The sequence below is a fragment of the Dyella sp. EPa41 genome, from assembly GCF_016586165.1.
Taxonomy (GTDB): Bacteria; Pseudomonadota; Gammaproteobacteria; order Xanthomonadales; family Rhodanobacteraceae; genus Dyella.
In genome coordinates, this window is sequence record NZ_BCPR01000044.1 from 1 (window position 1) to 26,532 (window position 26,532).

The following is a 26,532-nucleotide window of genomic DNA, read 5'->3' on the forward strand; positions in this document are numbered from 1 at the left end:
GTTTTTCTCCCTCTCCCCTGCGGGGAGAGGGCTGGGGTGAGGGGTGGGTGCTCGCAAAAACCTCTCCTATCTCTGTAGGAGCGCACCCTGTGCGCGACCGCAACGTGGCGATACTCCTTTGCCTTCCAGTCGCGACCATCGCGAATCGAGGCAATCCTGCCAGTCCGCGGTCGCGCACAGGGTGCGCTCCCACAACGAACCGCAGCCACTGGCATCGCGATGCGATGTGCCGCGCAGCGGCACGAGCCTTCAACCAACCCCTGTGGGGCGGTGAGGGGTGGACGATCAGGCCCCGCAGGGGTGCCCGACACGGATGTCGGGCACTTTTCGTCCGGGCAGGAGCCCGGTCGAAAAGCCCGGCCGCCCCTCACGGACTGGCTGGGCGTAGCCCAGACAGCGCCACGCGGGGTGCTGTTCTCTTTGGTTACTTTCTCTTGGGCAAGCAAGAGAAAGTGACCCGGCCTTCCCACGGGGACTAGCTTCGCGTCGCCGGCAGGAGGGCGGAAGCCCGCGGCAGGCGAGCCCGGTCGCAGAAGCCCGGCAACGACAGCACCAGAAATCTTCATGCATCCAAATGATGAACATGCAGACCGGCGCGAAAGGCTGTCGCGCACAGGGTGCGCTCCTACAGGGGGGGCGGGGCGAGAGGGGTTAACCCGCCGCTGTCTGCGCCTTCAGCGCGCGCTTGGCCGCGCGCTTCGCGCGACGCGCTTCCTTGCGGATCTTGCGATCATGATTCCACAGATAAATCGCCGGCGTGCTCAGCAACGTCAGCAACTGCGACACCAGCAGGCCACCCACGATGGCCACGCCCAGCGGCTGGCGCATCTCCGAGCCGACGCCGAAGCCGATGGCCAGCGGCAGCGCCGCGCCCATCGCCACCAGGGTGGTCATGGTGATCGGGCGGAAGCGAACCAGCGCCGCTTCGCGAATCGCATCCGGCGGTGACAGTCCGCGTTCTCGCTGTGCCACCAGCGCGAAGTCCACCATCAGGATCGCATTCTTCTTCACGATGCCGATCAGCATCAGGATCGCGATGATCGCCATCAGCGACATCGGTGTGCCGGTGGCCAGCATGGCGAGAAAAGCGCCGGCGCCGGCCGCGGGCAGCGTGGAGAGGATGGTCAGTGGATGGCCGAGACTCTCGTAGAGAATGCCCAGCACGATGTACATCGCCAGGATCGAGCCGATCAGCAGCACATTGGCGTTGGAGCGCGTTTCCTCCAGGTTCTGCGCACTGCCGGAATAGCCGATCTGCACGCCGGCCGGCAGGCGCGCGCCGGCGACGATCTGCTCGATCAGGTCCATCGCCTTGTCCTGCGGAAAACCCGGGTCGATGTTGTAGTAGATCTTCGCCGCTTCCAGCTGGTTGGTGTGGATCACGAACGAGGGTGTCACCTGCGGCTGGATGTGCGCCACCGCCGAGAGCGGCACCATGTTGCCGCTGTCGCCGCGCACATAGGTGTTGAGCAGCGTCTCGGGGCTGAGCGAGCGCTCGGCGGATGAGGTCAGCACCACCCAGTACTGGTTGATGTTCGAATAGATGATCGACACCTGGCGCTGGCCGAAGGCGTTGTACAGCGCCGAATCCACCTGCCCCATGTTCAGGTGCAGGCGACCCGCCGCGGCGCGGTCCACGGTGAGCATCTGCTGCTTGTCGATGTCGTCGTAGTCGCTGCTGACGTCGTGGAATTCCTTGTGCTTGCGCATCAGCCGCGTCACTTCCAGCGCGAGCGGCTGCAGGTCCACGCCCATGTTGCTGCTTACCAGTTCGAAGCTCTGGCTGCCGCGGTCGCTGTCGTTGTTGTCGTTGAAGAAGCCGATGGCATTGAGCGACACGCGCAGCTCGGGCAGCTTCGCGTAGGCCTTGTTGAGCCGGGTGATGACGTCCTTCAAGGCGTCGGGCCGTTCGCCCGGCCCATGCCCGCGCGGCTTGAGGTCCACGAACATGGTGGCCTGGTTGCCCACGGCGCCACCGGCGCGGTCGCTGCCGAGGAAGGTGGTTACATCCAGCACCGCCGGGTCTTCGCGCATGATCGCCGCCGCGCGCTGCGCGCGCTGGGCCATCAGCGTGGGCGAGATGTTGGCGTCGGCGCGGATGTCGCCCTGGATCATGCCGATATCTTCCTGGGGCATGAAATTGAAGCCGAACAGCTTCACCACCCCGATCGCCATGCCCATGGTCAGGCCCAGCAGGATGAGCGGCTGCCAGCGCATCAGCCGGCGATGGTGCATGGCCCAATCCAGCGCACGCTCGTAGACGTGGTGCAAGCCGCGGTCGAGGCGTTCGAGCGCGCGCTCCATCCGGTTGGGTTCGCGGCCGCCGGCATTGGACAGGGTGAGGTAGCGGCCGCACAGCGCGGGCGTGAGCGACAGCGAGATCACCGCCGAGATCACCACCGCCGCGGTCAGCGTCACCGAGAACTCGCGCAGCAGCAAGGTGAACTGGTTGTTGCCGAACAGCAGCGGCGCGAACACGGCGATCAGCGACAGCGTGATGGAGACGACGGTGAAGCCGATCTCCTTCACGCCATCCATCGCCGCTTCGATCGGCGGCGAACCGTGTTCCATGTGGCGCACGATGTTCTCGATCACCACGATGGCGTCGTCGACCACGAAGCCGATGCACAGCACCAGCGCCACCAGCGACAGCGTGTTGAGCGTGTAGCCCAGCGACCACATCACCACGAAGGCGCCAGCCAGCGACAGCGGCACGCTGAGCATCGCGATCAGCATGGGTCCGATGCGCCGCAGGAACACCAGCATCACCGCCGCCACCATCACCACGCTCAACAGCAGCGCCACTTCCACTTCATGCAACGCCGACTTGGTGGTCTGCGTGAGGTCGAAGATCGGCGTGATCCTGATATCGGCCGGCATCCACGCGCGCATCTGCGGCAGCTTCGCGCGCACCGCGTCGGCGGTGGCCACGGCATTGGCCTCGGGGCGCTTGCTGATGCGCAGCGCCACCGCGCGCTGGTCGTTGAACCACGCGGCCTGGTACTCGTCCTGCTGGCCGCTGGTGACGCGCGCCACGTCGGACAGCCGCACCGGCGCGCCGTTGCGCGTGGCGATCAGCAACCTGGCGAACTCCTCCGGGTCATGCAGGGCATCGGTTGCCGTCACCGTCATCTGCGTGCGCCCGTCGGTGAGCACGCCCTGCGGCGAGGTGACGTTGGCGGCGCGCAACGCGTTCGCCACGTCGTTGGCCGTAAGCCCCTTGCTGGCCAGCGCGGCCGTGTTGAGCTCCACGCGCACCGCGCGCGGACGCCCGCCGATCACGCGCACCTGCGCCACGCCGGGGATCTGCGCAATGGCAGGGTTGATCAGCGTATCGGCGAGGTCGTAGAGCTTGTCCGGCGGCAGCGTCTGCGAGGTCAACGACAGCAACAGCACCGGGATATTGGCGGTGTTGAATTTGAAGTAGCGCGGCAGCGACGGCATGCTCGCGATCGGCAGGTCGGCCGTGCTCGCATTGATCGCGGCCTGCACGTCACGCGCAAGCTTGTCGGTGTTGTTGCCGAAATTGAAGATGATGCGGACTGACGTGGAGCCTTCGTTGCTCTCCGAGTGCATCTCCTTGATGCCGGGAATGCGCCCGAGGTGGCGCTCCAGCGGCGCGGCCACGGTGGATGCCATGGTCTGCGCATTCGCGCCGGGCATTTCCACGTACACCACCATGCCGGGAAATTCGAGCTGCGGCAGCGCGGCCACGCCCAGCAACAGGTAGGCCCAGATGCCCGCGAGGGCGAGGCCGATCGCCAGCACGGAAGTGCCGATGGGCCGGCGTATCAGTGGCGCGAAAAGGTTCACGGATCCTCGAGGACCATCGATGGCGGCGCGCCCCGCCGCGCCTCGGTGCGAGGCGCACCTGGCGACTCACCTCAGCCGCCTTTATGCCCGCAAACGCGCCGCAGCGGATGTGCCGTTAGTCGGCCTGGCCACGAGCTGTCGTCCCAGCAGGCGCTGGGACGACGGTGAAGGTTTCGTGCAACCAGGCCTCAGCGCGTCGCCGGGCTGTACCGCAACGTCAGGAACCACGTGCGGCCCGGCTGGTTGAAGTAATAGGCCGTCTCGTAGTTCCGGTCGAACGCATTGGCCAGCTTGGCCTCGACGCGCCAGTCCGGCAGGAACTCGTAGCTGGCGCGCAGATCGGTGGTGGCATAACCGCCGAGTCGGTGCAGGTTGGCCTGGTCGTCATACGCCTTGCCCGACGCGAAGAACGTCGCGCCGACGCCGAAGGCGCCAAAGCGGCGGTCCACGTCCACGCGTGCCGTCTGCTCCGGACGACGCGGCAACAGGTTGCCGTCATAGATGCCTTCGCGGTTCTTCGGCTGCATCAAGGTCAGGTAGCTCTGCACCTGCCAACCATCGAGGTTGATGCCGAACTGGCCTTCCACTCCGCGGATGCGCGCCTGGCTGATGTTCTGCGGCACGAAGTTCTCATCCAGCGTGATCAGGTCGGTGATCGTGGTCTGGTAGAGGTTGACCGCCCAGTTCCACGCACCCTGCGCCTGGCTGAGGCCCAGCTCGCCCGAGCGCGATTTCTCCGGCTTGAGGTCGGGGTTGCCCAGGCCGAACGGGTAGTAGATGTCGTTGAATGTCGGCGCATGGAACGCGGTGCCGTAGCTCGCCGACAGGCGCAGGCCGTGGTCGAACGCATAACCCCACGCCGCCGAGCCGGTGTTGTGGTTGCCGAACTGGCCGTTGTGGTCGTGGCGTGCCGACAGCTGCACTTCGTTGCGGCCGAACGTGCCGATGTATTGCGCGTAGACGCCGGTGTCTTCGCGCGTGCTCCTGAGGTAGCCGGTATCGCTGTCGATGTGTTCCTGCTGGTAGTCGACGCCGGCGGTCAGCAACTGGTTGGCGTCGAGCGTGATGTCGTTCTGCCATGACGCCTGGTTGCGGCGCGAATAGGTATGGCCCACCGGCGTGCGCGGGTAGTACGCGAGCGGCGTGAACAGGTCGCTGTAGTCGCCCTGGAAGTAGGTGGCGTTGTCGTCGCGGCTCTGGCCCGCGTTGAGCGTGACCTTCCACGCATCCAGCGGCGCGAAGCTCAGGCGCGCGCCAGCCACCTGCTGCTGGTTCACCGCCTGGTTGCCGCCATACGGGCTGCCGTCGTACTCCACGAAGTTCTTGCTGCGCAGCCAGGTGGCGGCCAGCTCGGTGCCGTTGTCCCAGCGATAGCCGCCGTTGGCCATGCCGTTCCAGTTGCGGTACGCGTCGTGGTCGGGCTGGTCGGCGAAGCAGGCCACGCCCAGCTCGGCCGCGCCGACGCGGCAGGCATTGATGCCCGCGGTGTACTGGCCGCCGAGGCCGGCGTTGAACCACGCGTGCGAATCGCCGCCCGAGAGGCCGGCATGGCCATCCATGTAGCTGCGGCTGCCGGTGGATACGCTCAGCGAAGGATCGAGCTTGCCGTCCTGTGCGCCGTGGCGGGTGAAGATCTGGATCACGCCGCCGATCGCATCGGCGCCGTACAGGCTGGAACGGGGGCCACGCACGATCTCGATGCGCTCGATCTGGTCCACCGGAATCTGCTCGAACGCCGGCAGGCCGGCGCCCACGGCGCCGATGCGCACGCCGTCGATCAGCACCAGCACATGCGTGGAGTTGGTGCCGCGCAGGAACAGCGTGCTCAGCTGCCCTTGCCCGCCGGCCTGCGTGAAGGAAACGCCCGGCAGGCCCACCAGCAGGTCGCGCACCGAGGCGGGCTGCAGCCGTTCGATGTCGGCGCGGGTGATCACGCTCACCGAGGACAGCGCTTCGTCGGTGGTGATCGACGTGCGCGTGGCGGTGACGATGACGGACGACAGCGATGTCGCCTGGTCTGCATCGGCCGCCTGGGCGGCCATCGTGGCGGAGAGCAGCGCGGCTCCCAGTGTCTTCTTCATGGTGTTCCTTGCGGATGCGCCCACACGCGCATCCCGACTGTGGGTGCACGACGCGGGTGGAGCAGGGAACGGCGGCAGGCCGGCGGCCATGCAGACGTCCGGCCTCGCCCACCGCGAGCCGCGCGCTGAAACCCGCCGCAGGGGCGGGCCTGTCTGATCGGGCCGGTCTCCGGACTCGCGAGCGGCATGCCTTCCGACATGCAGCGCGGGCGCCTTCCCGTGCACTTGGCACAGTGGCATCTCGCCCGCGGTTTCACTCGCCTACCGTTGCGGGGGCAGTGCCGGCCTTGAACCGGCTTCCCGTTTCATCCCGGCCAAGCCGGGACACCCGAACGGGCGACATTTTAGTCGGTCGCAGGGCTGTTTAGAGAGTGTGATTTTCATCACGATTTTACGACAGCTTCGCGAAGGAATTTGCTGCCCTTACCCATGGCAACATAAATAATCAAATAAATACAAATAGTTACCTTAATAGCACCGGCTTGACCCGCGGCGCCACCCTGATTACTTTCGGCGGACGGATCGTGAAATCTTGCGAATCTGCCGGGCGTGGGGACGCCAAGGGAAAGACGGCTGGCCAGGGGAGGCCGATTCGCAAGGGATCGGTCCGGTTCGCGCGACACGCGCATTCCGGCCTTTGGCCATGTGTTGGGGAGAAAACTGAAATGAGCAGTATTGCGTTTGGAGGCCGGGCCTCCTGGCGGCGTACCGCCCTGTCCGCCGCGTTGAGCATCGGCCTGGCCGGGGTGGCCATGGCGCAGTCCAATGCGTCGGGCGTGATCTTCGGCCAGGTCCAGGCCGACGCGGGCAGCACGGTGCGCCTGGAGAATATCGATACCGGCCTGAGCCGCGAAATCGGCGTGGAACAAGGCGGCCGCTATCGCGCCGCGTCGTTGCCGGTGGGCCGCTACAAGGTCACCCTGCTGAAGAACGGGCAGGCGGTGGAAACGCGGGACAACGTGCAGGTGGCGTTGGGCTCGGGCGTGGATGTGTCCTTCGCCGGTACCGGCGCCGCCACGGCGCAGAACCTGGAAGGCGTGCAGGTCATCGCCAGCGCGCTGCCGGCCATCGACGTGTCGTCGGTGGACTCGCGCACCGTGCTCACCTCCGAGCAGCTGCAGAAGCTGCCGTTGGCCCGCAACGTCACCGCCGCCGCGCTTCTCGCGCCGGGCGTGGTGCCGGCCGACGGCCGCTACGGCAACGTGGCATCGTTCGGCGGCTCGTCCGCCTCGGAAAACCAGTACTACATCAACGGCTACGCGGTGACCAATGCGCTCACCGGCCTGGGCTTCGTCACCCTGCCGTACGACGCCATCGACCAGGAGCAGGTCTACACCGGCGGCTACGGCGCCGAGTACGGCCGCTCCACCGGCGGCGTGATCAACGTGGTGACCAAGCGCGGCGGCAACACCTGGAAGGGCGGGCTGGGCCTCTACGTGATCCCGCAATACTTCCGCGATTCGCCGCGCAGCATCTACCGCGAGAACGGCGTGCTGTACCAGTACCGCGCGGACAACAAGAACTCGTCGATGCAGTACACCGGCTATGTCAGCGGCCCGCTGATCAAGGACAAGCTGTTCCTGTACGCCGCCGGCGACTTCACCAGCACCGACGGCACCAACATCAGCCCGCTCACCGCGCCGCAGAAGACCCATGAGGATGCCAAGGCCAACAAGTACCTGGTCAAGGTGGACTGGAACATCACCGACAGCCACCTGCTCGAACTGACCGGCATCCAGGACAAGACCAACACCGACCGCAGCGTCTACGCCTACGACTACAAGACGCTGCAGCCCACCAGCTACCTGGGCACCGACAAGCTCAAGAACGCGGCCTCCGCCGCGGGTTCGCAGCCGGGCGGTGACGTGTATGTCGGCAAGTACACCGGCTACATCACCGACGACTTCACGGTGAACGCGCTGTACGGCAAGAGCAAGACCGACCACGTGCGCACGCTCGGCTATGCGGCCAACCCGAACTGCCCATGGATCACCGATTCGCGCCGCAACATCACCTCGCCCATCGTCGGCTGCAGCCTGGTCAACGGCACCGTGCTCAATGCCGGCGCGCAGGACAAGACGCACGGCTGGCGCCTGGACCTGGAATACCGCCTCGGCGACCACGACCTGCGCGCGGGCGTGGACAACCAGACGCTGGAGTCCTACTCCGGCAACATCTACGAAGGCGGTTATCGCTGGGTGTACCGCAACGCCGGCAAGGTGTCCGGCCGCCCCGACATCGTGCCGCCGCCGGGCACGCAGTACGTGGCCGAGAAGCGCCTGTTCGAAACCGGCGCCGCGGTGAAGGTGGAGCAGGAAGCGCAGTACATCGAAGACCACTGGCAGGTGAGCGACCGCTGGCTGGCTTACCTCGGCCTGCGCAACGAGCAGTTCAAGAACCTCAACGGCGCCGGCGACGTGTACGTCAAGCAGCGTCACCAGCTGGCGCCGCGCCTGGGCGTGACGTGGGACGTATTCGGCGACTCCAGCTTCAAGGTGTACGGCAACGCCGGCCGCTACCACCTGGCCATCCCATCCAACGTGGCCATTCGCGGTGCTTCGGCATCCACCTACTACAGCGAGTACTACACCTATACCGGCGTGGCACCCAATGGCGAGCCGATCGGCCTGCAGCAGCTGGGCAACCGCTTCTATCTCAACGGCGAGGACGGCACCACGCCCGACCCGCGCACCGTCGCCGCGCAGGGCCTCAAGGCGTATTACCAGGACGAGTACATCCTCGGCTTCGACAAGGCCTTCGGCGACAACTGGACCTACGGCGCCAAGCTCACCTACCGCAAGCTCAAGAGCTCGATCGACGACTTCTGCGATTCGCGTCCGTTCGAGAAGTACGCCGCGCGCAACAACATCGACATCAGCAACGCGAGCATCGCCGGCTGCTACCTGTTCAACCCGGGCAGCACCAACACCTTCATGGTGGACACCACCGGCACCGGCAACTTCGTGCCGTTCAAGCTCACCAAGGACGACTTCACCACGCCCGAAGGCGTCGCCTTCCCGGACCTCAAGCGCCAGTACTACTCGCTGGACCTGTACCTGGAACACCAGTTCAGCGACCGCTGGTACGGCCGCGTGGATTACACCTATTCGCGCAGCTACGGCAATTCGGAAGGCCAGCTGAAATCCGACATCGGCCAGCTCGATCCCTCGGTGACGCAGGACTGGGACGCGCCGGAGCTCATGCAGTATGCCAACGGCCCGCTGCCGAACGACCGCACCCACCAGCTGAAGGCCTATGGCTATTTCCAGATGAATACGGAGTGGCTGTTCGGCGCGAACCTGGCGGTGGCTTCCGGACGCCCGAAGAACTGCATCGGCAACGACCCGGTCGATGCCATCGGGTACGGCGCGTCGTACTTCGAGTGCGACAACGTGGCGAGCCCGCGCGGTTCCAAGGGCCGCCTGCCGTGGACGTGGCAGCTGGACATGAACGCCGAATGGCGCCCGGGCTGGGCCAACCACCAGCTGGCCTTCACCGCGAACGTGTTCAACGTGTTCAACAGCCAGAAGAAGACGGCGATCATCGAAGTGGCGGAAACGGGCTCGTTCGACAAGGCGGGCCAGCCGATCAAGAGCGACGACTACCTTCGTGCCGTCGCCTTCCAGACGCCACGCTACTTCCAGTTCGGCGTTCGCTACGACTTCTCGCTGTAAGCAAGCCCAGCGCGCCGGGCCGAGCCCCGACGCGCCTCCCCGTTTGGCCGCCGGCCGCACCGGCGGTCTCTTTTTTCATGGGAAGGTGCGCGTCGCCGTCACTCGCGCGCGGTCATGCGCAGGCCGCGCGGCGTCAGCCATCGCTCGATGCCCTCGAACAGCCACTGCACCAGCATCGCCAGCACGGCGGCGGGAACCGCGCCTTCAAGGATCAGGCCCACGTCATTGAGGCGGATGCCGGTGAGGATGGGTTGGCCGTAACCGCCGGCGCCGATCAGCGCCGCGAGCGTGGCGGTGCCGACATTGATCACCGACGCCGTCTTGATGCCGGCCAGGATCGATCGTGTCGCCAGCGGCAGCTCCACCCGGGTCAGCCGCGTGCGCCACGGCAGCCCCAGCGCCGCCGCCGACTCGCGCAGCTCCAGCGGTATATCGAGCAGGCCCGCATGCGTGTTCCGCACGATCGGCAACAGGCTGTAGAGAAACAACGCCGCCAGCGCAGGCCACGCGCCGATGCCAAACAGCGGAATCATGAAGACGAACATCGCCAGCGACGGCACCGTCTGCAGGATGCCGGTGAGCCCGATCACCAGCTGGCCCAGCCGGCGCCAGCGCGCCGCCACGATGCCGAGCGGGATGGCGAACAGCACGGCAAGCGCGAGCGAGGCGGCGGCGAGGCTGACGTGTTCGCCCGTGCGATGCAGCAGCCGCTGCCAGAAACCATCCTCGTGGCCGTCCACCGGCAGGTCGAGGAAACGCGCGGCGATGTCCGCTTCGCGCTGGCCTTCCAGCTTCGCCTGCGCATTCATGCGGCGCATCGCCGGCTCATCGATCTGCCCGACCAGCCGCTTCAGCGCCGTCACGAAGGCGGGCGACTGCCGTTCCAATGCCAATCGATAAAGGAACACCGCCTGGTAGCGCGGAAAGTAATGCCGGTCGTCCTGCAGCACGCGCAGGTGGTAATAGGCGATCTCGGCATCCGTGCTGTAGAGATCGGTGGCGTCGACAGCGCCGCTCGCCAGCGCGCGGTACGAGAGGGCGTGGTCCAGGCCCTTCACCTGAGTGGATGGCAAGCCATAGCGCTGGCGCAAGCCGGGCCAGCCATCGCCGCGATCCATGAACTCGTTGGAAAAGCCCAGGCGCAGCTCCGGATGCGCCGCCAGGTCGCCGATGCGCCGGATGCCCAGCTGTTCAGCGCGTTGTTCACGCATGCCGATCGCGTAGTTGTCGTCGAAGCCGAGCGAATCGGTGATGCCGATGCCCATCGGCGCCAGGCGCGCCCGCAACGCGTCGATGCCCGCATCGGGCGCGATGTCCTTCAGCAACTCCTGCGTGAGCGTTCCGGTGTACTCGGGATACGCATCGATGGCACCGTGCTGCAACGCGCTCCACAGGATGGCCGTGCCGCCGAGTTCACGTCGATGCTCCACCTCGATGCCTGCGCGCCGTGCTTCGCCACGCGCAAGCTCGGCCAGGATCACCGATTCGGTGAACTGCTTGGAGCCGACACGCAGCGGCTGCGCCACGCCCAATGCCGGCACCAGCATCCATGCGATCCAGAGCAGCCGCTTCATGCCGCACCGCCCGGCAGTGCACGCTGCGCATGGATGAACGCATGGACGAACGCATCGGCGGGACGGTCGCGCAAGTCCTCGTAGCGCCCGTCCTGCACCACGCGCCCTTCACGCAGCAGTACCAGGCGATCGGCGAACCACGCCGCCTCGGCGAGATCATGGGTCACCACGATCACCGTCTTGCCCAGCTCGCAGAAGATGCGCTTCAGCTCGTCCTGCAATTCATGGCGCACGATGGGGTCGAGCGCGCCGAGCGGCTCGTCGAGCAGCAACGCGTCCGGATCGGCCATCAGGCCACGCATCAGCGCCACGCGCTGGCGTTGGCCGCCCGACAGTTCGGCCGGATAGCGCGCGAGCGCGTCGAGGGGAAGGCGAGCGAGCTCGGCCAGTTCATGCGCACGCTGCCGGATGCGCTCGGCCGGCCAGCCGAGGTAGCGCGGTTGCAGGGCAAGGTTGCCCAAGGTCGTGAGGTGCGGAAACAAGCCGCCTTCCTGGATCACATAGCCCACGCGCTGGCGCAGGGCGAGCAGATGATCGCGTTGCAGTGGCTCGCCCCATGCGCTGACCGTGCCCGCGTCGGGCCAGTCCAGACCCAGCAGCAGCCGAAGCACGGTGGACTTGCCGGCACCGCTGCCGCCGATCAACGCCGTGGTGCTTCCCGCGGCAAACGAGAGGCTGACCTGCTCCAGCGCGCTGACGCCGTTGTAGTGCTTGGTGACTTCGCGCAAGGCGAAGTCCGCGGCGCGCCGGGGCGGCTGGTCAGGCTGGGGAGAGGACATGGCCATGGACTCTACCATTGCCCTCCCATCGAACGGCCAGGGGAGCCTAGGCCGATGGTCCGTGTGTCTTTAGGCATGGCGTGACTCAAGGCACTGCATCCTCGCCCTCGCGCCTGCCTAACGTCTCCACGTTCGCCTCGCAGGGAAACAAAGGATGATGTACCTCTCGCGCGAAGAGTTGCAGGTCCGCTTCATGGCGCTGGATCGGCGCATGACGGCCCTGCGCAACGCCCGGACCGCCGATGCCGCGCTCTGGCAGGCCATGCAGGACGAGTTGCTCGACCCCGCGGTATCGGTGGCGCCCGACGACCGCCGCTGGTGGTGGCTGCAACTGTGCGCGTTGATGGAACACCACGAGTTGTCGGCCGAGCCCATGTGGCTGGGGTAAGCAAGGCGAGCGTGCGCGCGCCGCGCTTCGATGCCTAAGTAGATTTACCTATCGTCTGTGACGTCGCGAGGCGACGGGTGGCGCGCCCGTGGTGATAGCATGCCGGGCATGGGTGACGCGCCTGCGGTGGATGGTGCGAAGCCGCTTGGCGGCATCGCATGCAGACGGCCAAACGCGGCTCGCAAGCAGCGATGCCGGCGCGCCTCGAAGACCTTGTTCGTATCCTGTGATCACGAATGTCGGCGTTGGAGCTGGGCATGCACATCGACTGGATTCCGCAGTGCCGGGGGCGGCGGAGCGATCACGCTGCACGCGCAGCTGTCCGGCCCATCCACCTGGGTGTGGGGCCCGGCGATCGACTCCCGCGCGCCCGCCCGCCGGTGACGCGGCATCCCGAGGCCTGACATCGGACGCCGCGCGATGCCCAGGGCCATGCAGGACGTTCAACGGGGTGGCCGTTGATGGGCTGCCGGGCGACCGCCGCAGGCTTGTGCGCCCTCTTCGCGTCACTGTTGCCTGGTGCGGCCGTGCTGCATGCGCAGGAGCTGGAGCCGCGAACCTACTCGCCTTCGCCCGTGGGCACGAACTTCGTCGGCGCCAGCTACAGCTATCTCACCGGCGACGTCACGACGGATCCGTCATTGCCGGTCAAGAACGTGCAAGCGCACATCAACACGTTCGCACTGGCCTACGTGCACACCTTCAGCCTTGCGGGACGGAGCTCATCGCTGGGCGTCGTGCTGCCCGCCATGCGCGCCAACCTCAGCGGCGACGTGATCGATGCGCCTACCGAAATCCACCGCGGGGGCGCAGGCGATGCGCGCCTGCGGTTTGCGCTCAACCTGATCGGCAATCCGGCCATGTCGCCCGAGGCGTTCGCGCGGCGGCCGCCCGCTCCGTCGCTGGGCGTGAGCCTCACCTTGTCCGCGCCCACGGGCGTGTACGAGTCATCGCGACTTGTCAACGTCGGCACCCATCGGTGGTCCTTCAAGCCAGAGATCGGTCTTTCCTATCCGTGGGGGCGCTGGTTCTTCGAGGCGTCCGCCGGGGCGTGGCTGTTCACCACCAATCACGACTACTACGGTGGCAGGCAGCGCAGCCAGGATCCCATCTTCACGGCCCAGCTGTATGGCGGCTACACCTTCAAGCCGGGCATGTGGCTTGCCGGTGCGGTGGGCTATGCGGAAGGCGGCCAGACCAGCGTCAACGGCGTCGCCGACCGCAACCGCCAATCCAACGCGCGCTATGGCCTTACCTTCTCCGCCCCGATCGCGGCGGGCTGGTCGGCGAAGGTGGCGGTGTCCAACGGCCTGGTCACGCGCATCGGCGGCGACTACAAGAGCATCACGCTGGCGGTGCAGTATCGCTGGTTCGACCGGAGCCGCTGAGGCGCGCCGGCTGTTTTCCCGGCACTCGCGCACCGCAGCGTTGCCTGACCCCATAATGGTGCATCTTCGAGTGCGCCGGCATGATCGTAAGACCTCACAAGACCACCCATTCCGTCACCACGCTGCTGTTCGCGCTGCGCGGTTCCGTCGTTCCCATCATCTGGCCGCGCGTGGTCTACACCATGCTGCTCTCGCTGGCCGTGGTGGTAGCGGAGCGCCGCGGGATCGCCGTGGCCTTCACCTTGAACGCGGCGCCGCTGACCCTGCTCGGCCTCACGCTGGCGATCTTCCTGCAGTTTCGCAACAGCGTGGCGTACCAGCGTTGGTGGGAAGGACGCACGCTGTGGGGCGAGCTGGTGATCTGTGCGCGCAACCTGGTTCGGCAAACCGGCGCATTCATGCCCGACCTCGGCGCCGGTGAGCGGCGTGCGCTGGTTTACCAGCTCATCGGATTCGTGCACGCGCTGCGCCATCACCTGCGCGGCACGCCACCCGAGGAGGACCTGGAACACTGGCTTGGCAAGGAGGCGAGCGAACGGTTGAAGACGGCACGCAATCGCCCCAACCTGATCCTCGATGCGCTGTCGCGCGGCATCGGCAAGGCGGCGCGCGACACCGGCACCGACAGCATCCTGCTGGCGCGCATGGACGAAGAGCTCGATCGCCTGTCGCACGTGCTCGGTGGTTGCGAGCGCATCAAGGGCACGCCGATCCCCTTCACCTACATCCTGCTGCTGCACCGTACCGTGCATGTGTACTGCTTCATGCTGCCGTTCTGCCTGATCGGCCCGCTTGGATGGTTCACGCCGCTGGTGGTGGGTGTCATTGCCTACACCTTCTTCGGGCTCGACGCGATCGGCGAGCAGATCGAAGATCCGTTCGACCAGCTGCCCAACGACCTGCCGCTGGACGCCATCAGCCGCAACATCGAAATCGACCTGCTCGGCCTGCTCGGCGACACCGGACTGCCGCCTCCGCTGGAGCCCAAGGACTTCGTGCTGCTCTGAGCATCCGATAGCAGGCGTCCGCAGCGATCCTTTGCCTGGCGACGCCACGGCGTGTATCAATGCGGCGGCAACGCCCCCATTTTTTAAGGACACGCCATGGCTTCAGAAAAAGTAGCGCTCGTCACCGCCGGCGGCTCGGGCATGGGCGCGGCGGCCGCCCGGCGGCTCGCCAGGGACGGGTACCGCGTCGGCATCCTTTCCTCGTCCGGCAAGGGCGAAGCGCTGGCGAAGGAGCTGGGCGGCATCGGCGTGACGGGCTCCAACCAGTCGCCGGATGACCTCAAGCGACTGGTGGACAACGCCATGGCCCAATGGGGCCGTATCGACGCACTGGTGAATTCGGCAGGCCATGGCCCGCGAGGCAAGGTGCTCGAGCTGTCGGACGATGACTGGCACAGCGCGATGGACGTCTATCTGCTGAGCGCCATTCGCCCCGCCCGCCTGGTGGTGCCGATCATGGCGGGCCAGGGTGGCGGCGCCATCGTCAACATCTCCACCGCCTGGGCCTTCGAGCCGTCGCCGATGTTCCCGACCTCCGGCGTGATGCGCGCCGGCCTGGCGAGCTTCACCAAGATGGTGGCGGACGAATACGCCTCCGCGAATGTCCGCATCAACAACATCCTGCCGGGATGGATCGACTCCCTGCCCGAAACCCCCGAGCGTCGACAGGCGGTTCCGCTCGGGCGCTATGGCACCGCGGAAGAGATCGCCGCGACCGTCGCCTTCCTGCTGTCCGACGGCGCCGGCTACATCACCGGCCAGAACCTGCGCGTGGATGGCGGGCTGATGCGCTCGATCTGAGACACACCGTGGAGCCTGCCGGGTGCCGACCACCCGGCAGGCTCCACGCGGGCAACAGCCCGATCAGAAGCGGTAGTCGACACCCAGCGTCACGAAGCGGCCGCGTGGATCGGCCTGCGTGATGTCGAAGTACGGCGTGGACGGATCCCACGGCGGCCGGCGGTTCTGCAGGTTCTGCACGGCCAGGGTGATGGTGGTCTTGGGCAGGCCCGTGTATGCCACCGACAGATCGAAGGTGCTCCAGTTCTTCACCCGCGTGGGGTACGCCGGCGTCAGCAGGTTGTCCGGGTTCTGCTTGTAGCCATCCACGTAGTACCAGGTAAGCGTGCTCGAAACATCGTGGAACGCCCAGTTGAGGCCCGTGACGGCGCGCCATTTGGGCAGTGAGCCAAACAGGTTGGTGCCCGCGCCGTTCACCGGCGCCTGGCCCGCCACCAGCGGCTGGCTGTACTTCAACAGGCGCGTGATCGAGCTGTTGAGCGCAAAGTCGCCGTAACCCTGGGTATGCAGCGCCTGGTGGAAGTCGATGTCGACGCCGTCGGTGGTGAGGCTCTGCTGGTTCTTGTACTGGTTGTAGATGGTGACAATGCGGCCCTGCGCGTCGCGCTGCACGCGAGGGTCCTGCTGGTTCACCAGCGCCTGGTCGTTGTCCGGACCGATGATGCCGCGCTGCACGATGTGGTAGTAATCCGCACCCACGCTGGTGTCGCTGGTCGGCGATATCACGAAGCCCAGGTTGTAGTTGGTCGAACGCTCCGGCTTGAGGTTCGGATTGGCGGTGAACACGTCGGTGTAGCCACGGCGCTGTCCCGGCGTGACCGGGTCATAGGGGTCGATCACGCTGCTGTAGCTGATCGCCGTGCTGTTGGTGATTTCCGGCAGCGACGGCGCGCGGAACCCGCGCGAGAACGATCCGCGCAGCAGCAGCCAATCCAGGGGCTGGTAGCGCAGGCTGGCCTTGGGCGCGAAGGCGTTGCCGAAATCGCTGTAGCGATCCAGGCGGCCGGCGACATTCACCTCCAGCGTGCTGAGCAACGGCACGTTGAACTCCGCGTAGGCCGCGTTGACGTTGCGCGAACCCTGGATCACGTCGATGGCCGGGCGCAATTCCGTGCCCGACAACACGGCCTCGGAGGTGCGCGAGTTCATGGCCTCGTGGCGAAACTGGTAACCCGCCGCGAAACCCACGGCACCCGCGGGCAAGTCGAACAGCTGCGTGCTCGCCGTGGCATCCACCGTGCTCAGCCGCGACACCGCCGGGCGTATCGTGGACAGGCGCAGCGCGTCCACCGCCGAGGCGGCAGGGTCGTTGCTGGTGAAGTCGTAGCCGCCGTTGGCAAGCAGCGACTCGAACGCATACCGGTTGCCGAAGTTGGTGACGTACTCCTTCAGGCTGCTTTCGGAATGCTGCGCCGAAACGTCCCAGTCCCAGTTGCCGGTGTGCCCTTTCACGCCGGCAAGGAAACGCGTGAAGATGGTGCGGTCACGCTTGTTGCGTGGACCCACGCCCCACAGGTTGGTGTTGACGGGCGTCGGCACGCCGTAGGGGTTGGCGGGGTTGCCCACGGGCAACGTGGTGTCGATGTTCACCAGGTGTTGCGCCTGGTTGTCCCATGCACGCAATCCGCTGCCGATGGCGAGCGGCGCGCCGAAGATGAAGGAGGCATGGCTGCGGCTGTAGATGGCCTCGCCGTAGCCGGTGATGTCATCGGTCAGCTTGACGGTGCCGCGCAGCACGGCGTGGTAGCGCTCCACGCCGGGAATCACCGAATCGTAGGCGGCGGGGTTGTAGGCCCACACCTCGCCCGTCTTGCCCGGCGTGATCGCGCCGTAGGGCACCTTCTGCACCGGCCCGACGGCGTTGGCGAAGCCCTGCGTGGGATCGTTGTTGTAGTAGTTGGTCGGCACCCAGTTGAGCTGGCCACCGGGCTTGTCGCGGAAGTCGTTGCCGCGCAGCCAGCTCACGTCGCTGGCATTGAGCTGGTTGCTGCGCGTACCGTCCAGCGCGAAGAACACGTTGTAGCCGTCCTTCTTCACATCACCGTGGCCCAGCAGCAGGTGGAAATTGTTCTGTGTCTGGCCGGTGCCTTCGGTGCTGGCGCCGAAGCTGGCGCCGGCCTCGGCGCCCTGGTAGTTCTGCTTGAGGATGATGTTGACCACGCCGGCGATGGCGTCGGAGCCGTACACGGCGGATGCGCCATCCTTCAGCACTTCGATGCGTTCCACCGCCGCCAGCGGCAGCGAGTTGAGATCGACAAAGGTGTCCTGCAGTTCGTAGGCGGTGGCGTAGTTGGCCACGCGCTTGCCGTCGACCAGCACCAGCGTGTTCTTCTGGCCCAGGCCGCGCAGCGAGATGCCTGCCGTGCCGGCCGAAAAACTGCCGGTGAGCTGTTCGTTCACGCTGTTGCCGGTGTTGGCGGAAATGGCGCGCAGCACGTCCGGCAACGTGGTCTTGCCGCTGCTCCTGATCTGGTCGGCGGTGATCACCTGCACCGGGCTGGGGCCTTCGGTGTCGGTCGTCTTGATGTTGGAACCGGTGACGGTGACCGCTTCGAGCTGGGTGGCCTTGGCAGTGTCGTTGTTGTCCTCGGCATGCGCGGATGTCGCCAGTACGGCGGCGATGGCGAGGGTAAGCAGGCTTGGCTTGGCCATGGTGCAAAGAATCCTTATGTGCACGCCCGCCCCGGCGCGCGGCCAGACTGGGCAATGCGGATGAAGACAGCGGGGGAGCTGCCGGGGAATCGCCGTGGGGACGGCGTCAGGGCGCGGGCGTGGGGACGCCCGAAGAAGCTACGTCAGGCGACGCGGCACATTCGACAGCGACAACAACCGGCAAGCCGGTGTCGTGGCGCAAGCGGATTCGCTGGATGGGCGTGCAGGAAGCGGAACATCGTGACACTCGCTGGGGCCAGGGCCCCGTCGCGTAAGGGCCTGGGGCCCGGTGGAGGGTTTCTGCGCGGGTTGCCGATCAACAACCGCAACACATCGCCGGAAGGCGGTGTGCGGTAGGGCTGGGCATGCAGAAACGCTGGGTGTCCACGAGCGAAAGTGTCTCTTGAGAGGTGAAGCACCGCCGGAATTGGCGGTATGGACGTCTATTTGTCCATCAATTTCCTGCGGTGTCAACAGCCACCGGTAGAGCGTCAAGGCACTTTCGCGCGATCCGGCCCGGCCACGACCGCAAGAAAGCCCGTCATGCGGCATCAGGGAAGCGCCGGAGGACAAAAGCGGACGCCGCCTCCCCGCGACCGTCGGGAAGCGGGCTTTTGACGGCTTGGCGCTCCCGCCGGACGTGCCCCTTGGCGTCGCTGCCTGCCCTTCCGCGTAAGGCGGCGGGCGCGCGAAAGAACGGAAAACCGGCAAAAAGCGGCATGCGGCCATGCCTGCGGGCGTGTGGCATCCATCTTGCTGAGAACCGATAACCGTCTATGGACGCGCCCAGGGACACGCATGCACAACCCGTTCGCCAGGGAGCAAGGCGCCGACGATTCGATTCATCGGGGCGACTACACGCGCTACCTGGCCCAACGCATGGCGCCGGCGATCCAGGCGCTGACCTCGCTGGCCGTCGCCGCCTATGTGCTGGCCGCCGGTGGCCGCGCGCTGGTCAGCGGCTCGCCGGTGCCTTTGCTGCTGCGCCTTGCGCCCGTCATCCCCCTTGCTGTGCTGGCCGTCGTCACCCGCCGCGAAAAACGACCGCTGCCGCTCAGCCTGCTGGCCTTGTCGTGCGTGTTCGTGCTGGAGGTCGGGGTCAACCTCAACGGCATCGGGCAGGCGCCAGGCCAGCGACTGGTGCTGCCCGGCCTGTTGTTGCCCGTGGCGTCGTCGGTCATCTGGATCGGGCGTTGGGACTTCCTCGTCGCCATGTTCCTCTGCGCACTCGGCCCGCTGCCCATGCTGCTGATCGGCGCGACCAGCGGCTTGCCTGTCTTCCAGTACGCCGTCTACATGACCATCGCCATTTCCGTGGCGAGCGTGCTGCGCGCGTTCATGACGCGCACGCTGCTGGAGCAATACCGGCTGGAAAAGCAGCTGAGGGCGCAGGCCCACACCGACGGGCTGACCGGCCTGCTGCAGCGCAATCGCTTCCTCGAACTGGCGCGCTTCGCGCTGGACGACATCTATACCCGCCGCATGCCGGCGGCCGTGCTGTACCTGGACGCCGATCACTTCAAGCAGCTCAACGATACCTTCGGCCATGCGGCCGGCGATGAGGTGCTGGTCAAGCTGGCCGAGCACTTGCGTTCGCAGATGCGCGAGTCGGACCTGATCGGCAGGATAGGCGGCGAAGAATTCGTCGTGTTGCTGCCCGGCGTCGATCTGCATCACGCGCATGCGCGGGCCGAACAGCTGCGCGAAGCGATGCGCGTCGTAAAGCGCCCGGACCGCCCGCTGACGATCAGCATCGGCATCGCGCCCTGCAATCGCCCCGGCGAAAGCATCGACAGCCTGATGTCGCGCGCCGACATGGCGATGCGGCAGGCCAAGCACAACGGGCGCAACCAGGTCGTCGTCGACCAATCCATCGCCTGACGGCAATGCGGCGGGCGTCGGCGCCGCTGCACCGATCGAAGCGGGCGCTTCACGCATCAAGGCGATCGTGCAGCCTCTTCGCCTTCATCGGCGCTGCAGCGGCACATCGAAGAAGCTGGTGGTCTGCCAGCGGATGGATAGCGGTGCGCCGGCATCCGCAACCGTTTCGTCACTGACGTCCTTGCCGCTGCCGTAATTGATCTGCCGGCCGCTTTCCTTGATGACGCTCAACACGATGACGAGGCGGCTGCCGGGCGCAAGCTCGCGGCTCATCAGGCGGTTGCCTTCGATGACCAGATGCTGCTCGCGGTCCGGCGTCAACAGCCTGCGCCGCGTGCGGTCCGCTGCATAGCTGGCGCGCGTCCAGTACTGGCTGAGCTGGATATAGCCGCCTTGGGACGTGAGCTCGTACAGATCGATCGCGAGGTCGAAGTCCTTCTTGTTCGTGATGAAGTCGAGCCGGCCGGAAAACAGGCCGCTCAGTTCAGTTGGCTGGTCGAACGGCCGGCTGGCGAAGGCCAGGCCATGACGGGTGTCGATGGCCGTGTCCATCACACGGCCGCCGAGGGTCGTGCCATGCAGGTCACTGCGGTCGGCGAGATCGATGGCAAAGGGAATGGATGCACGCGTTCCGGAAGGAGCCCGCCCGACGAGCGGATGGAACTCGCCTTCCGCCGTGCCTCCGCCAAGATAGAAACGCAACCTTGCATCGGCCATGGCGGCCAGGGACGGAGCATGCTTCCACACGTTCGCACCGGTCACCTCATAGTTGACCTTGTCGCGAAGCAGTGCGGGCCGTGGCGCCTGCCTGAAGACATGATCGAACCATTGATAGCGCAGCTCATGCATGTCGAGCTGCGCCACCGGGTCGACGGGCAGGCCGGCGAGCGTGTCGACCAGCCGACCCTGGCCATCGAGTACGCCGTATTGCGCGCCGATGTGGTGATACGGGCCGATGAGCAGATAGTGCTCCGTGGCCGGTGCGTACTTCTCCAATTGCTGAAAATAGTAGATCGCCGCACCGGGCCCGCCGTAGTAATAGCCGGCCACCAGCAGCACGGGAATCGTGACATGCGAGAACTCCGTCCGGTACGGAATCATGGCCTGCCAGTACGTGTCATAGGACGGGTGCGAAATCCACGCGTTGAACGCGGGGTTCGGCGTGCCGTCGATCTTCTCCAGGTCGCGGTAGGCGCGACCGCTGGCGTACCACGCCTGGTCCAGGCGCCGCCAGCGCTGCACATCGCCGTAGACGGCCTTGTCGTTGAATTTCCCGTCGAGCGTGAAGAACGGCCACGGGTAGACGAAGTTCCAGAACACGTTGCCTTCCATCGGCACGTCGATGCCCGGAGCCACGGGTGCGCTGGGCATGATCGCCTTCAAGTTCGCGGGCATGCGCTTGGCGGCTGCCCACTGCGCGAAGCCTTCATAGCTGCCGCCGTACATGCCGACGCGGCCATCGCTCCAGGGTTCCTTGCCTATCCAGTCGATCAGCGCGCGGGCATCGTCCGCATCGGTCAGGTAGGCAGAGGCCTGGCCGGGGCTGCATACCTTGCCGCGCGTGAAGCCAAGCACGCCGACATAGTTCTTCGCCGCCGACAGGCGGGCCCTGCTGCGGATGGCCTCGGGCGACGAGGCATAGATGGTGAACTCAAGCAATGCCGGAAGCCGACCTGCCTTCCTGGGGCGCATGACGTAGGCACAGACGCTGGCGCCGCCGGCTTCCTCGACGAGAATGTTTTCCTGCGTGACATACCGGCGGGCGTCATCCTCCTTGATCAGCGAAGCTACGGAGGGCGACGCCTGCCGGAAGACCGAGGCATCCAGATAGTCGCTCAACAGGCGGACGGCATCGTCCAGATCGAGGGTCGAACGGCCCTTGGCCGCATCGAGGTCCGACTGCAGGGCTGCATGGAGTTCCGCCGGATTCGTGTCGGTGAATGTGCGCGCGACCTCGGCGGACGGCCAATCGTCCAGCCGGGCAACGTGCTCGCGGAACACCTTGGCGTAGGCGGCGGCCTCACCAAGATGGCCTGCGGAGGCCTCCTTTTGGGCATCCGCATAGATCTCATAAGGCACCGTGACCCACTCCGCCCGCGAGGGAATCACCGCCTGGCGACGCCATCGCCCGCGCAGCCTGGCCATGGTGTGCGAGGCCGCTGCGTACTCGCCGGCGACCAGTTCGAGCCGGTAGCGGCGATCGAGGCCTGCCGGGCTGGGATCGTCTGGAAGGTCGTGCAGGACGCGCGTGGCCAGCTCCGACATGTCTTTCTGCGACACGGTCGCGTTCGGCGTCGTCGAGGCCTTCCATGCGTAGGTTTGCGCAGGCAACGAATGGGGCGCGCAGAGCGCGAGAAGCCCCAGGACGCCAAATGCCCGGCACCTTCCCCGTCTCAGTGCCGTGGTTGATCCGTTCGCCGGTGATGCGGCTGCGGGCCCGCCAACTCGCCCTGTCGCAGGCAAGGATGAGGCGACTGTGTTCATGGAGCGTTTCTCCCGTGGCGGTTTCCGGACCTGCGCCCATGCAGGGCGCGGTATCCAAGCCGGAGGCATGATTCCGGACGGCGCGGGATTGCGGGCAGAAAGTCGGCGAACGGACACGCCGTGCCGGTGAACGGTCAAATGACGCGGTCGCGCAGCAGCCTTGCTCCCGTGCGGCTGGTGGAAATCGTCTGCCCGGTTTCCATGTGCAGGAGCAGTCGCCCGCCGCCGGCGGGCTCCGCCCGCGTGATGCGATGCACGTTGACGATCCACGAACGATGGACGCGAACGTACCTGGCCGGGTCCAGCGACTTGGTGAAGTCCGCCAAGGTCATGCGGACGAGGTGCTTCCCGGAGAGCGTCCAGACCTGGGCATAGTCGTCCGCGCCGCCGATGCTCACCACCGTATTCATGTCGATCGGCCGGAGCTCGTCGCCGATACGGACGAAGTAGCGTGACCGTTCCGGCTGTATGCCGGCATCGTCGTTTTCCTTTGCAGCCCAGTCGTCCGACACCGTGACTGGAGCAGTGCGATGGTCTGGCTGCAGCCCGGCGCTCCCGTCCGGTGGCAGCGGCTCCGGAACGCCGGCTGCCCGCGGCGTCTCGACGGCGGTCGCGGGCGGCTGGCCGTGTTGACGATGTTGGGCCTGCAGGTACGACATGGCCGCGATGAGCGCGTAGGTCGTGACGTTCTCCAGCGTTTGCCAGGCCGTTCCGCTGGCCGAGAAGGGCTTGACCAGAAAGCCGGAAGACTCGCCGCCGTTGAACAAGCCCAGCAGAACGATCAGCAGGCCATAGGAGAGAACAGAGAACGCGGCGCACAGGGGAACATGGGCGAGCCATTGCACGGCGGCGGGCTTTCCTACGAGCCCGCGCAGGATGATGCGGCGTACCATCGCGCCAAACACCACCACGGGAATGGTGTTGGCGGCTCCGCCAAGCAGGCTCTCCAGCACGCCCAGGTGCATCGCCAGCCGGATCGTGACCGAGTAGGCCACGAAAATACCGGCCACCAACAACAGATCGATATGCCGCTGCTTCATCCTGTTCCCCGGCGTGGATCCCGGACCTCAGCGCGGAGCGTGCAGCGTTGTACGGTCGGCTTCAAGCCTTGCCTGCACCCGCACGATGTTCGATCCCTGCCCCGGCTGCGCAGGAAGGCCTGGTCAGCAGCGGATGCCAGCGCGGCGGCTCAACCAAAATCCGGCCCGTGCTTCCAGATGTCGCTCCATGGCCTGCGCGCGGGGCCGCAGACAAAGATGTCGGGGTGATCGCGCGTTTCCTCATTGGCGACGCCCAAGGCGTTGCTCGTGTGGCCGGCAAGGCGGCAACCGGTGAAAAGCTCGTCGGCGCGTTCGCGCGAGTTACCCAGCACGATGAGCGTGGTGGGCGGCGTTGGCGGGTAGCCGCGCAGCCATCCGGAGTTGATGGTGGTGATCGGCGCCGGCAGGTGATAGCGCGGGCCCAGCAGGGCAATCGCGCCGTACTCGCCATAATTGCCCACGGCGATCTGGAGATGTTCCCGCTGCGCTGCAGGCAGGCCGTCGCGAATGGCTGCCACTTGCGCCACGAGTTCGTCCCAGCCGATTTCCTCGCGAAGATCTCCGTTGTTCCGCAGCGCAAAGTCCCTCAGCGGACCACTTGACGCGATGGGAACGATGCGAAGCGCCGCGTAAGTGCCAATGGCGAGCACGCCGATGAACATCAGTGCGGTGACGCCGGCGCGCCTCGCGGGCCGAAGGGTACCCAGCCACCGCTCGCCGACCACGGCGCCCATGGCCAGGAGCATCGGGTAGGCGCCACAGGTGTAATAGAAACGCCCCTGGGCAGCCAGGAACAACAGCACCGGTACCACGTACATCCAGGCAAGCAGGCGATAGCGGCGGCTGCGGAAATAGGCAACCAGGCCCGCGATCCACACCGGCGCGGCGAACAGGTTGGCATTCAACAGGAACTGGTCGCGCAAAAAGCCCTCCGCCCGGCCCTGGTGCACATCGCGCGCATGGATCCCCTGCAGGAAGTGATAGGAGACGAAGTCGTGCCGGACGAGCCAGATCAGGTTCGGCATGAACACAAGCAGCGCGACCGCGCCGCCGGCCCAGAACCACCTGTTGGCGAGGTACCGCCGCGCATCGGTAAGCAGCACGCCCGCCAGCACGCCGGCAAGCTCAAAGGCGATCGAGTACTTGGTCTGCAGCGCGAGCCCGGCAACCAGGCCGATCGCCACCCACCAGCGTGGCTCGTCATCACGCTGCAGGCGAATCACGCACCAGGCGATAAGCACCCACCACAAGAGGTCGAACGAGGAATACTGGAACTCCGTCGCCTCGAACATCGGCAACGGCGAAAGCGCCACCGCGAGCGCCGCAAACACCTGTGCCAGTCGACCGCCACCCAGGTCGCGCGCCATCAGGCCGGCGGCGATGATCACCAGCACCTGCGCCAGCACGGAAAACCATCGCAGGCCCACGAGCGACAGGCCGAACATCTTCAGCCCCAGGTACTCCAATGCCGCGGTCAATGGCGGATAAGGCACGAAGCCCCAATCCAGATGCTGGGCATCACTGAGAAACTGCCACTCGTCCCGATGAAAGCCGTACTGTCCATTGGTCAGCATGTGGGCCACCCCAAAGAGCACGGCGACGGCCACCACCGGCATGGCGCTTCCCGGTTGGCCGTCCCTTGCGCGCGAAAGCGGCATACGTGTGGCAGTCATGCATGCGTCCTTGGTCCGTCCGATGATCCGCCGCATGCCTGTATGGCCCGGGCGGCCCTGCTGTACCTTTCCAAGATAGCCAAAGTGGAAAGAGCCGTCGCATCCCTCTCTAGGCGGGCACGAGCGCCCGGTGAATCTCCGCCAGCGTCGCGGCTTCGAAGGTGGCGACGGCCGCTCCGTCACTCGCCAGCCCGTGTGGATTGAACCAACAACTGTCGATGCCGAAGCGGTTCGCGCCCAGCACGTCGGCATCCAGGCGGTCACCGACGATGATGGTCTCCGGTTTGCTGAAGCGTGAAAACTTCTCGACCGCGTACTGGAAGAACCGGCCATCCGGCTTCGCAAAGCCGCAGGCTTCGGACGTGGCGACGAACCTGATCCAACGGCCGAGCCCCGATTTCTCGATACGCCTCGCCTGCACGTACTCGATGCCGTTGGTGATGATGCCAACCTCGCCCACGCCCGAAAGCGCCTCGCACAGCATGGCGGCACCATCGACCAGCACGACCGTTTCCGCCAGGCATTCCAGATAGCGCGCGCCCGCCTCCGCAGGGTCGATATCGAGGCCATGCAGGGCGAACGTGCGCCGGAACCGCTCGATCTTCAGGGCTTCCTTGGTGATCAGGCGGCGCTCGAAGTCGTTCCACAGCCGGGTGTTCTCGCGCTGGTAGTCGGAGAACATCGTCGGGCCGTGGGCGTGCACGCCGAAGCTATCGACCATCTGGTCGAACGAGAGTCGTTCGGCCGCCCGAAAATCGAGCAGGGTGTCGTCCAGGTCAAAGAGGAAATGCTGGTATGTCATCGAGCCGGTCCGTTGCAGGTGCGATCGCCAAGCGCAGCGATTGCGGGCGCCCGCCCTGTTCACGCGTGGGCCGCCAGGTCTCCGCCTGGCGGGCATGACGCGTCCAAAATAGCAGGACGCATGCTCCCGGGCATGACCCCCGCTACAGCGATGGACGACCATGCCGCATGCCGATACGCTTCGGCACCGTTGTCGTCCCTCGCTTGCATGGCGACATCGCTGCTGCCGTTCCGCAGGACAGTCACGGGCATGCACCACCGCCCGTCGCCTCATCGCGATATCCAGGGGGGCGGGACATGGGCAGTGGCCTGGCAACCTGCCACCCATGCGGCGAGGTGCACGCGCTCGACGTTCGCCAGGCATCCATTGCCCGTTTCGACCCGGCGCGGGCACGTTCGATTTGCACGTGTACAGGAAAATCCGGCTTCTTGGAGACATGGCGGCCATCGCCATCCCAATGAGGCACCGGGTTGTCCAAACATCCGCCCATCAAGG

15 protein-coding genes and 1 riboswitch are annotated in these 26,532 nt (G+C 66.2%); of the genes, 6 read left to right on the top strand and 9 right to left on the bottom strand.

Annotated elements, in window-relative coordinates; all coding sequences use genetic code 11:
* Positions 1–651 precede the first annotated feature (651 nt).
* Positions 652–3,813, bottom strand: a complete 3,162-nt coding sequence (locus JMF82_RS14175) for an efflux RND transporter permease subunit (RefSeq protein WP_201315214.1) — start codon at positions 3,811–3,813, stop codon at positions 652–654.
* Between the two features lie 188 nt (positions 3,814–4,001).
* Positions 4,002–5,894 (bottom strand): TonB-dependent vitamin B12 receptor, encoded by a 1,893-nt coding sequence (btuB, locus tag JMF82_RS14180; RefSeq protein ID WP_201315215.1) that lies wholly within the window; start codon positions 5,892–5,894, stop codon positions 4,002–4,004.
* A gap of 142 nt (positions 5,895–6,036) precedes the next feature.
* Positions 6,037–6,241: riboswitch (cobalamin riboswitch) on the bottom strand.
* 318 nt (positions 6,242–6,559) lie between these two features.
* Between btuB and JMF82_RS14185 the strand changes: the two genes are divergently transcribed.
* The gene (locus JMF82_RS14185; RefSeq protein ID WP_201315216.1) at positions 6,560–9,568 is read left to right on the top strand and encodes a TonB-dependent receptor; all 3,009 of its coding nucleotides are present in this window, start codon (positions 6,560–6,562) and stop codon (positions 9,566–9,568) included.
* A 98-nt stretch (positions 9,569–9,666) separates the two neighbouring features.
* Here the strand turns inward: JMF82_RS14185 and JMF82_RS14190 are convergent, their stop codons facing one another.
* Both JMF82_RS14190 and JMF82_RS14195 read right to left on the bottom strand, forming a co-directional pair.
* Entirely contained in the window at positions 9,667–11,142 is a 1,476-nt protein-coding gene (locus JMF82_RS14190) for a glycine betaine ABC transporter substrate-binding protein (RefSeq protein ID WP_201315217.1), read from the bottom strand.
* Complete coding sequence (locus JMF82_RS14195; RefSeq protein WP_236585481.1) at positions 11,139–11,927, bottom strand: ATP-binding cassette domain-containing protein; 789 nt, start codon at positions 11,925–11,927, stop codon at positions 11,139–11,141. The genes JMF82_RS14190 and JMF82_RS14195 overlap by 4 nt, the downstream gene beginning before the upstream one ends.
* Before the next feature lie 148 nt (positions 11,928–12,075).
* Between JMF82_RS14195 and JMF82_RS14200 the strand changes: the two genes are divergently transcribed.
* From JMF82_RS14200 to JMF82_RS14215, 4 genes are all read left to right on the top strand, one after another.
* Positions 12,076–12,309: a hypothetical protein gene (locus JMF82_RS14200; RefSeq protein WP_201315218.1), complete on the top strand. Its 234-nt coding sequence runs from the start codon at positions 12,076–12,078 to the stop codon at positions 12,307–12,309.
* A 527-nt stretch (positions 12,310–12,836) separates the two neighbouring features.
* Entirely contained in the window at positions 12,837–13,697 is an 861-nt protein-coding gene (locus JMF82_RS14205) for a transporter (protein ID WP_201315219.1), read from the top strand.
* A gap of 80 nt (positions 13,698–13,777) precedes the next feature.
* The gene (locus JMF82_RS14210) at positions 13,778–14,704 is read left to right on the top strand and encodes a bestrophin family protein (protein ID WP_201315220.1); all 927 of its coding nucleotides are present in this window, start codon (positions 13,778–13,780) and stop codon (positions 14,702–14,704) included.
* A gap of 96 nt (positions 14,705–14,800) precedes the next feature.
* On the top strand, positions 14,801–15,505 hold the full coding sequence (locus tag JMF82_RS14215) for an SDR family oxidoreductase (protein ID WP_201315221.1): 705 nt from the start codon (positions 14,801–14,803) through the stop codon (positions 15,503–15,505).
* A gap of 63 nt (positions 15,506–15,568) precedes the next feature.
* On the opposite strand, the gene JMF82_RS14220 is transcribed toward JMF82_RS14215, so the two are convergent.
* On the bottom strand, positions 15,569–18,157 hold the full coding sequence (locus tag JMF82_RS14220) for a TonB-dependent receptor (protein WP_201315222.1): 2,589 nt from the start codon (positions 18,155–18,157) through the stop codon (positions 15,569–15,571).
* Positions 18,158–18,955: 798 nt separating this feature from the next.
* Here JMF82_RS14220 and JMF82_RS14225 point away from each other — a divergent pair.
* Entirely contained in the window at positions 18,956–20,038 is a 1,083-nt protein-coding gene (locus tag JMF82_RS14225) for a GGDEF domain-containing protein (protein WP_201315223.1), read from the top strand.
* 84 nt (positions 20,039–20,122) lie between these two features.
* Here the strand turns inward: JMF82_RS14225 and JMF82_RS14230 are convergent, their stop codons facing one another.
* The 4 genes from JMF82_RS14230 to JMF82_RS14245 form a co-directional block, all read right to left on the bottom strand.
* Positions 20,123–22,303 (bottom strand): CocE/NonD family hydrolase, encoded by a 2,181-nt coding sequence (locus tag JMF82_RS14230; protein WP_201315224.1) that lies wholly within the window; start codon positions 22,301–22,303, stop codon positions 20,123–20,125.
* 353 nt (positions 22,304–22,656) lie between these two features.
* On the bottom strand, positions 22,657–23,562 hold the full coding sequence (locus JMF82_RS14235; RefSeq protein WP_201315225.1) for a LytTR family DNA-binding domain-containing protein: 906 nt from the start codon (positions 23,560–23,562) through the stop codon (positions 22,657–22,659).
* Positions 23,563–23,711: 149 nt separating this feature from the next.
* Entirely contained in the window at positions 23,712–25,235 is a 1,524-nt protein-coding gene (locus JMF82_RS14240) for a glycosyltransferase family 39 protein (protein ID WP_201315226.1), read from the bottom strand.
* A 109-nt stretch (positions 25,236–25,344) separates the two neighbouring features.
* A complete protein-coding gene (locus tag JMF82_RS14245; RefSeq protein ID WP_201315227.1) occupies positions 25,345–26,037 on the bottom strand; it encodes a YjjG family noncanonical pyrimidine nucleotidase in 693 nt (230 codons plus the stop codon).
* Positions 26,038–26,532: the final 495 nt, after the last annotated feature.

Excerpts from the sequence above, each read along its gene's own strand:
- btuB (WP_201315215.1), bottom strand. The coding sequence starts at position 5,894 with ATGAAGAAGACACTGGGAGCCGCGCTGCTCTCCGCCACGATGGCCGCC.
- JMF82_RS14185 (WP_201315216.1), top strand. The coding sequence starts at position 6,560 with ATGAGCAGTATTGCGTTTGGAGGCCGGGCCTCCTGGCGGCGTACCGCC.
- JMF82_RS14190 (WP_201315217.1), bottom strand. The coding sequence starts at position 11,142 with ATGAAGCGGCTGCTCTGGATCGCATGGATGCTGGTGCCGGCATTGGGC.
- JMF82_RS14195 (WP_236585481.1), bottom strand. The coding sequence starts at position 11,927 with ATGGCCATGTCCTCTCCCCAGCCTGACCAGCCGCCCCGGCGCGCCGCG.
- JMF82_RS14200 (WP_201315218.1), top strand. The coding sequence starts at position 12,076 with ATGATGTACCTCTCGCGCGAAGAGTTGCAGGTCCGCTTCATGGCGCTG.
- JMF82_RS14210 (WP_201315220.1), top strand. The coding sequence starts at position 13,778 with ATGATCGTAAGACCTCACAAGACCACCCATTCCGTCACCACGCTGCTG.
- JMF82_RS14215 (WP_201315221.1), top strand. The coding sequence starts at position 14,801 with ATGGCTTCAGAAAAAGTAGCGCTCGTCACCGCCGGCGGCTCGGGCATG.
- JMF82_RS14220 (WP_201315222.1), bottom strand. The coding sequence starts at position 18,157 with ATGGCCAAGCCAAGCCTGCTTACCCTCGCCATCGCCGCCGTACTGGCG.
- JMF82_RS14225 (WP_201315223.1), top strand. The coding sequence starts at position 18,956 with ATGCACAACCCGTTCGCCAGGGAGCAAGGCGCCGACGATTCGATTCAT.
- JMF82_RS14230 (WP_201315224.1), bottom strand. The coding sequence starts at position 22,303 with ATGTCGGAGCTGGCCACGCGCGTCCTGCACGACCTTCCAGACGATCCC.
- JMF82_RS14235 (WP_201315225.1), bottom strand. The coding sequence starts at position 23,562 with ATGAAGCAGCGGCATATCGATCTGTTGTTGGTGGCCGGTATTTTCGTG.
- JMF82_RS14240 (WP_201315226.1), bottom strand. The coding sequence starts at position 25,235 with ATGACTGCCACACGTATGCCGCTTTCGCGCGCAAGGGACGGCCAACCG.
- JMF82_RS14245 (WP_201315227.1), bottom strand. The coding sequence starts at position 26,037 with ATGACATACCAGCATTTCCTCTTTGACCTGGACGACACCCTGCTCGAT.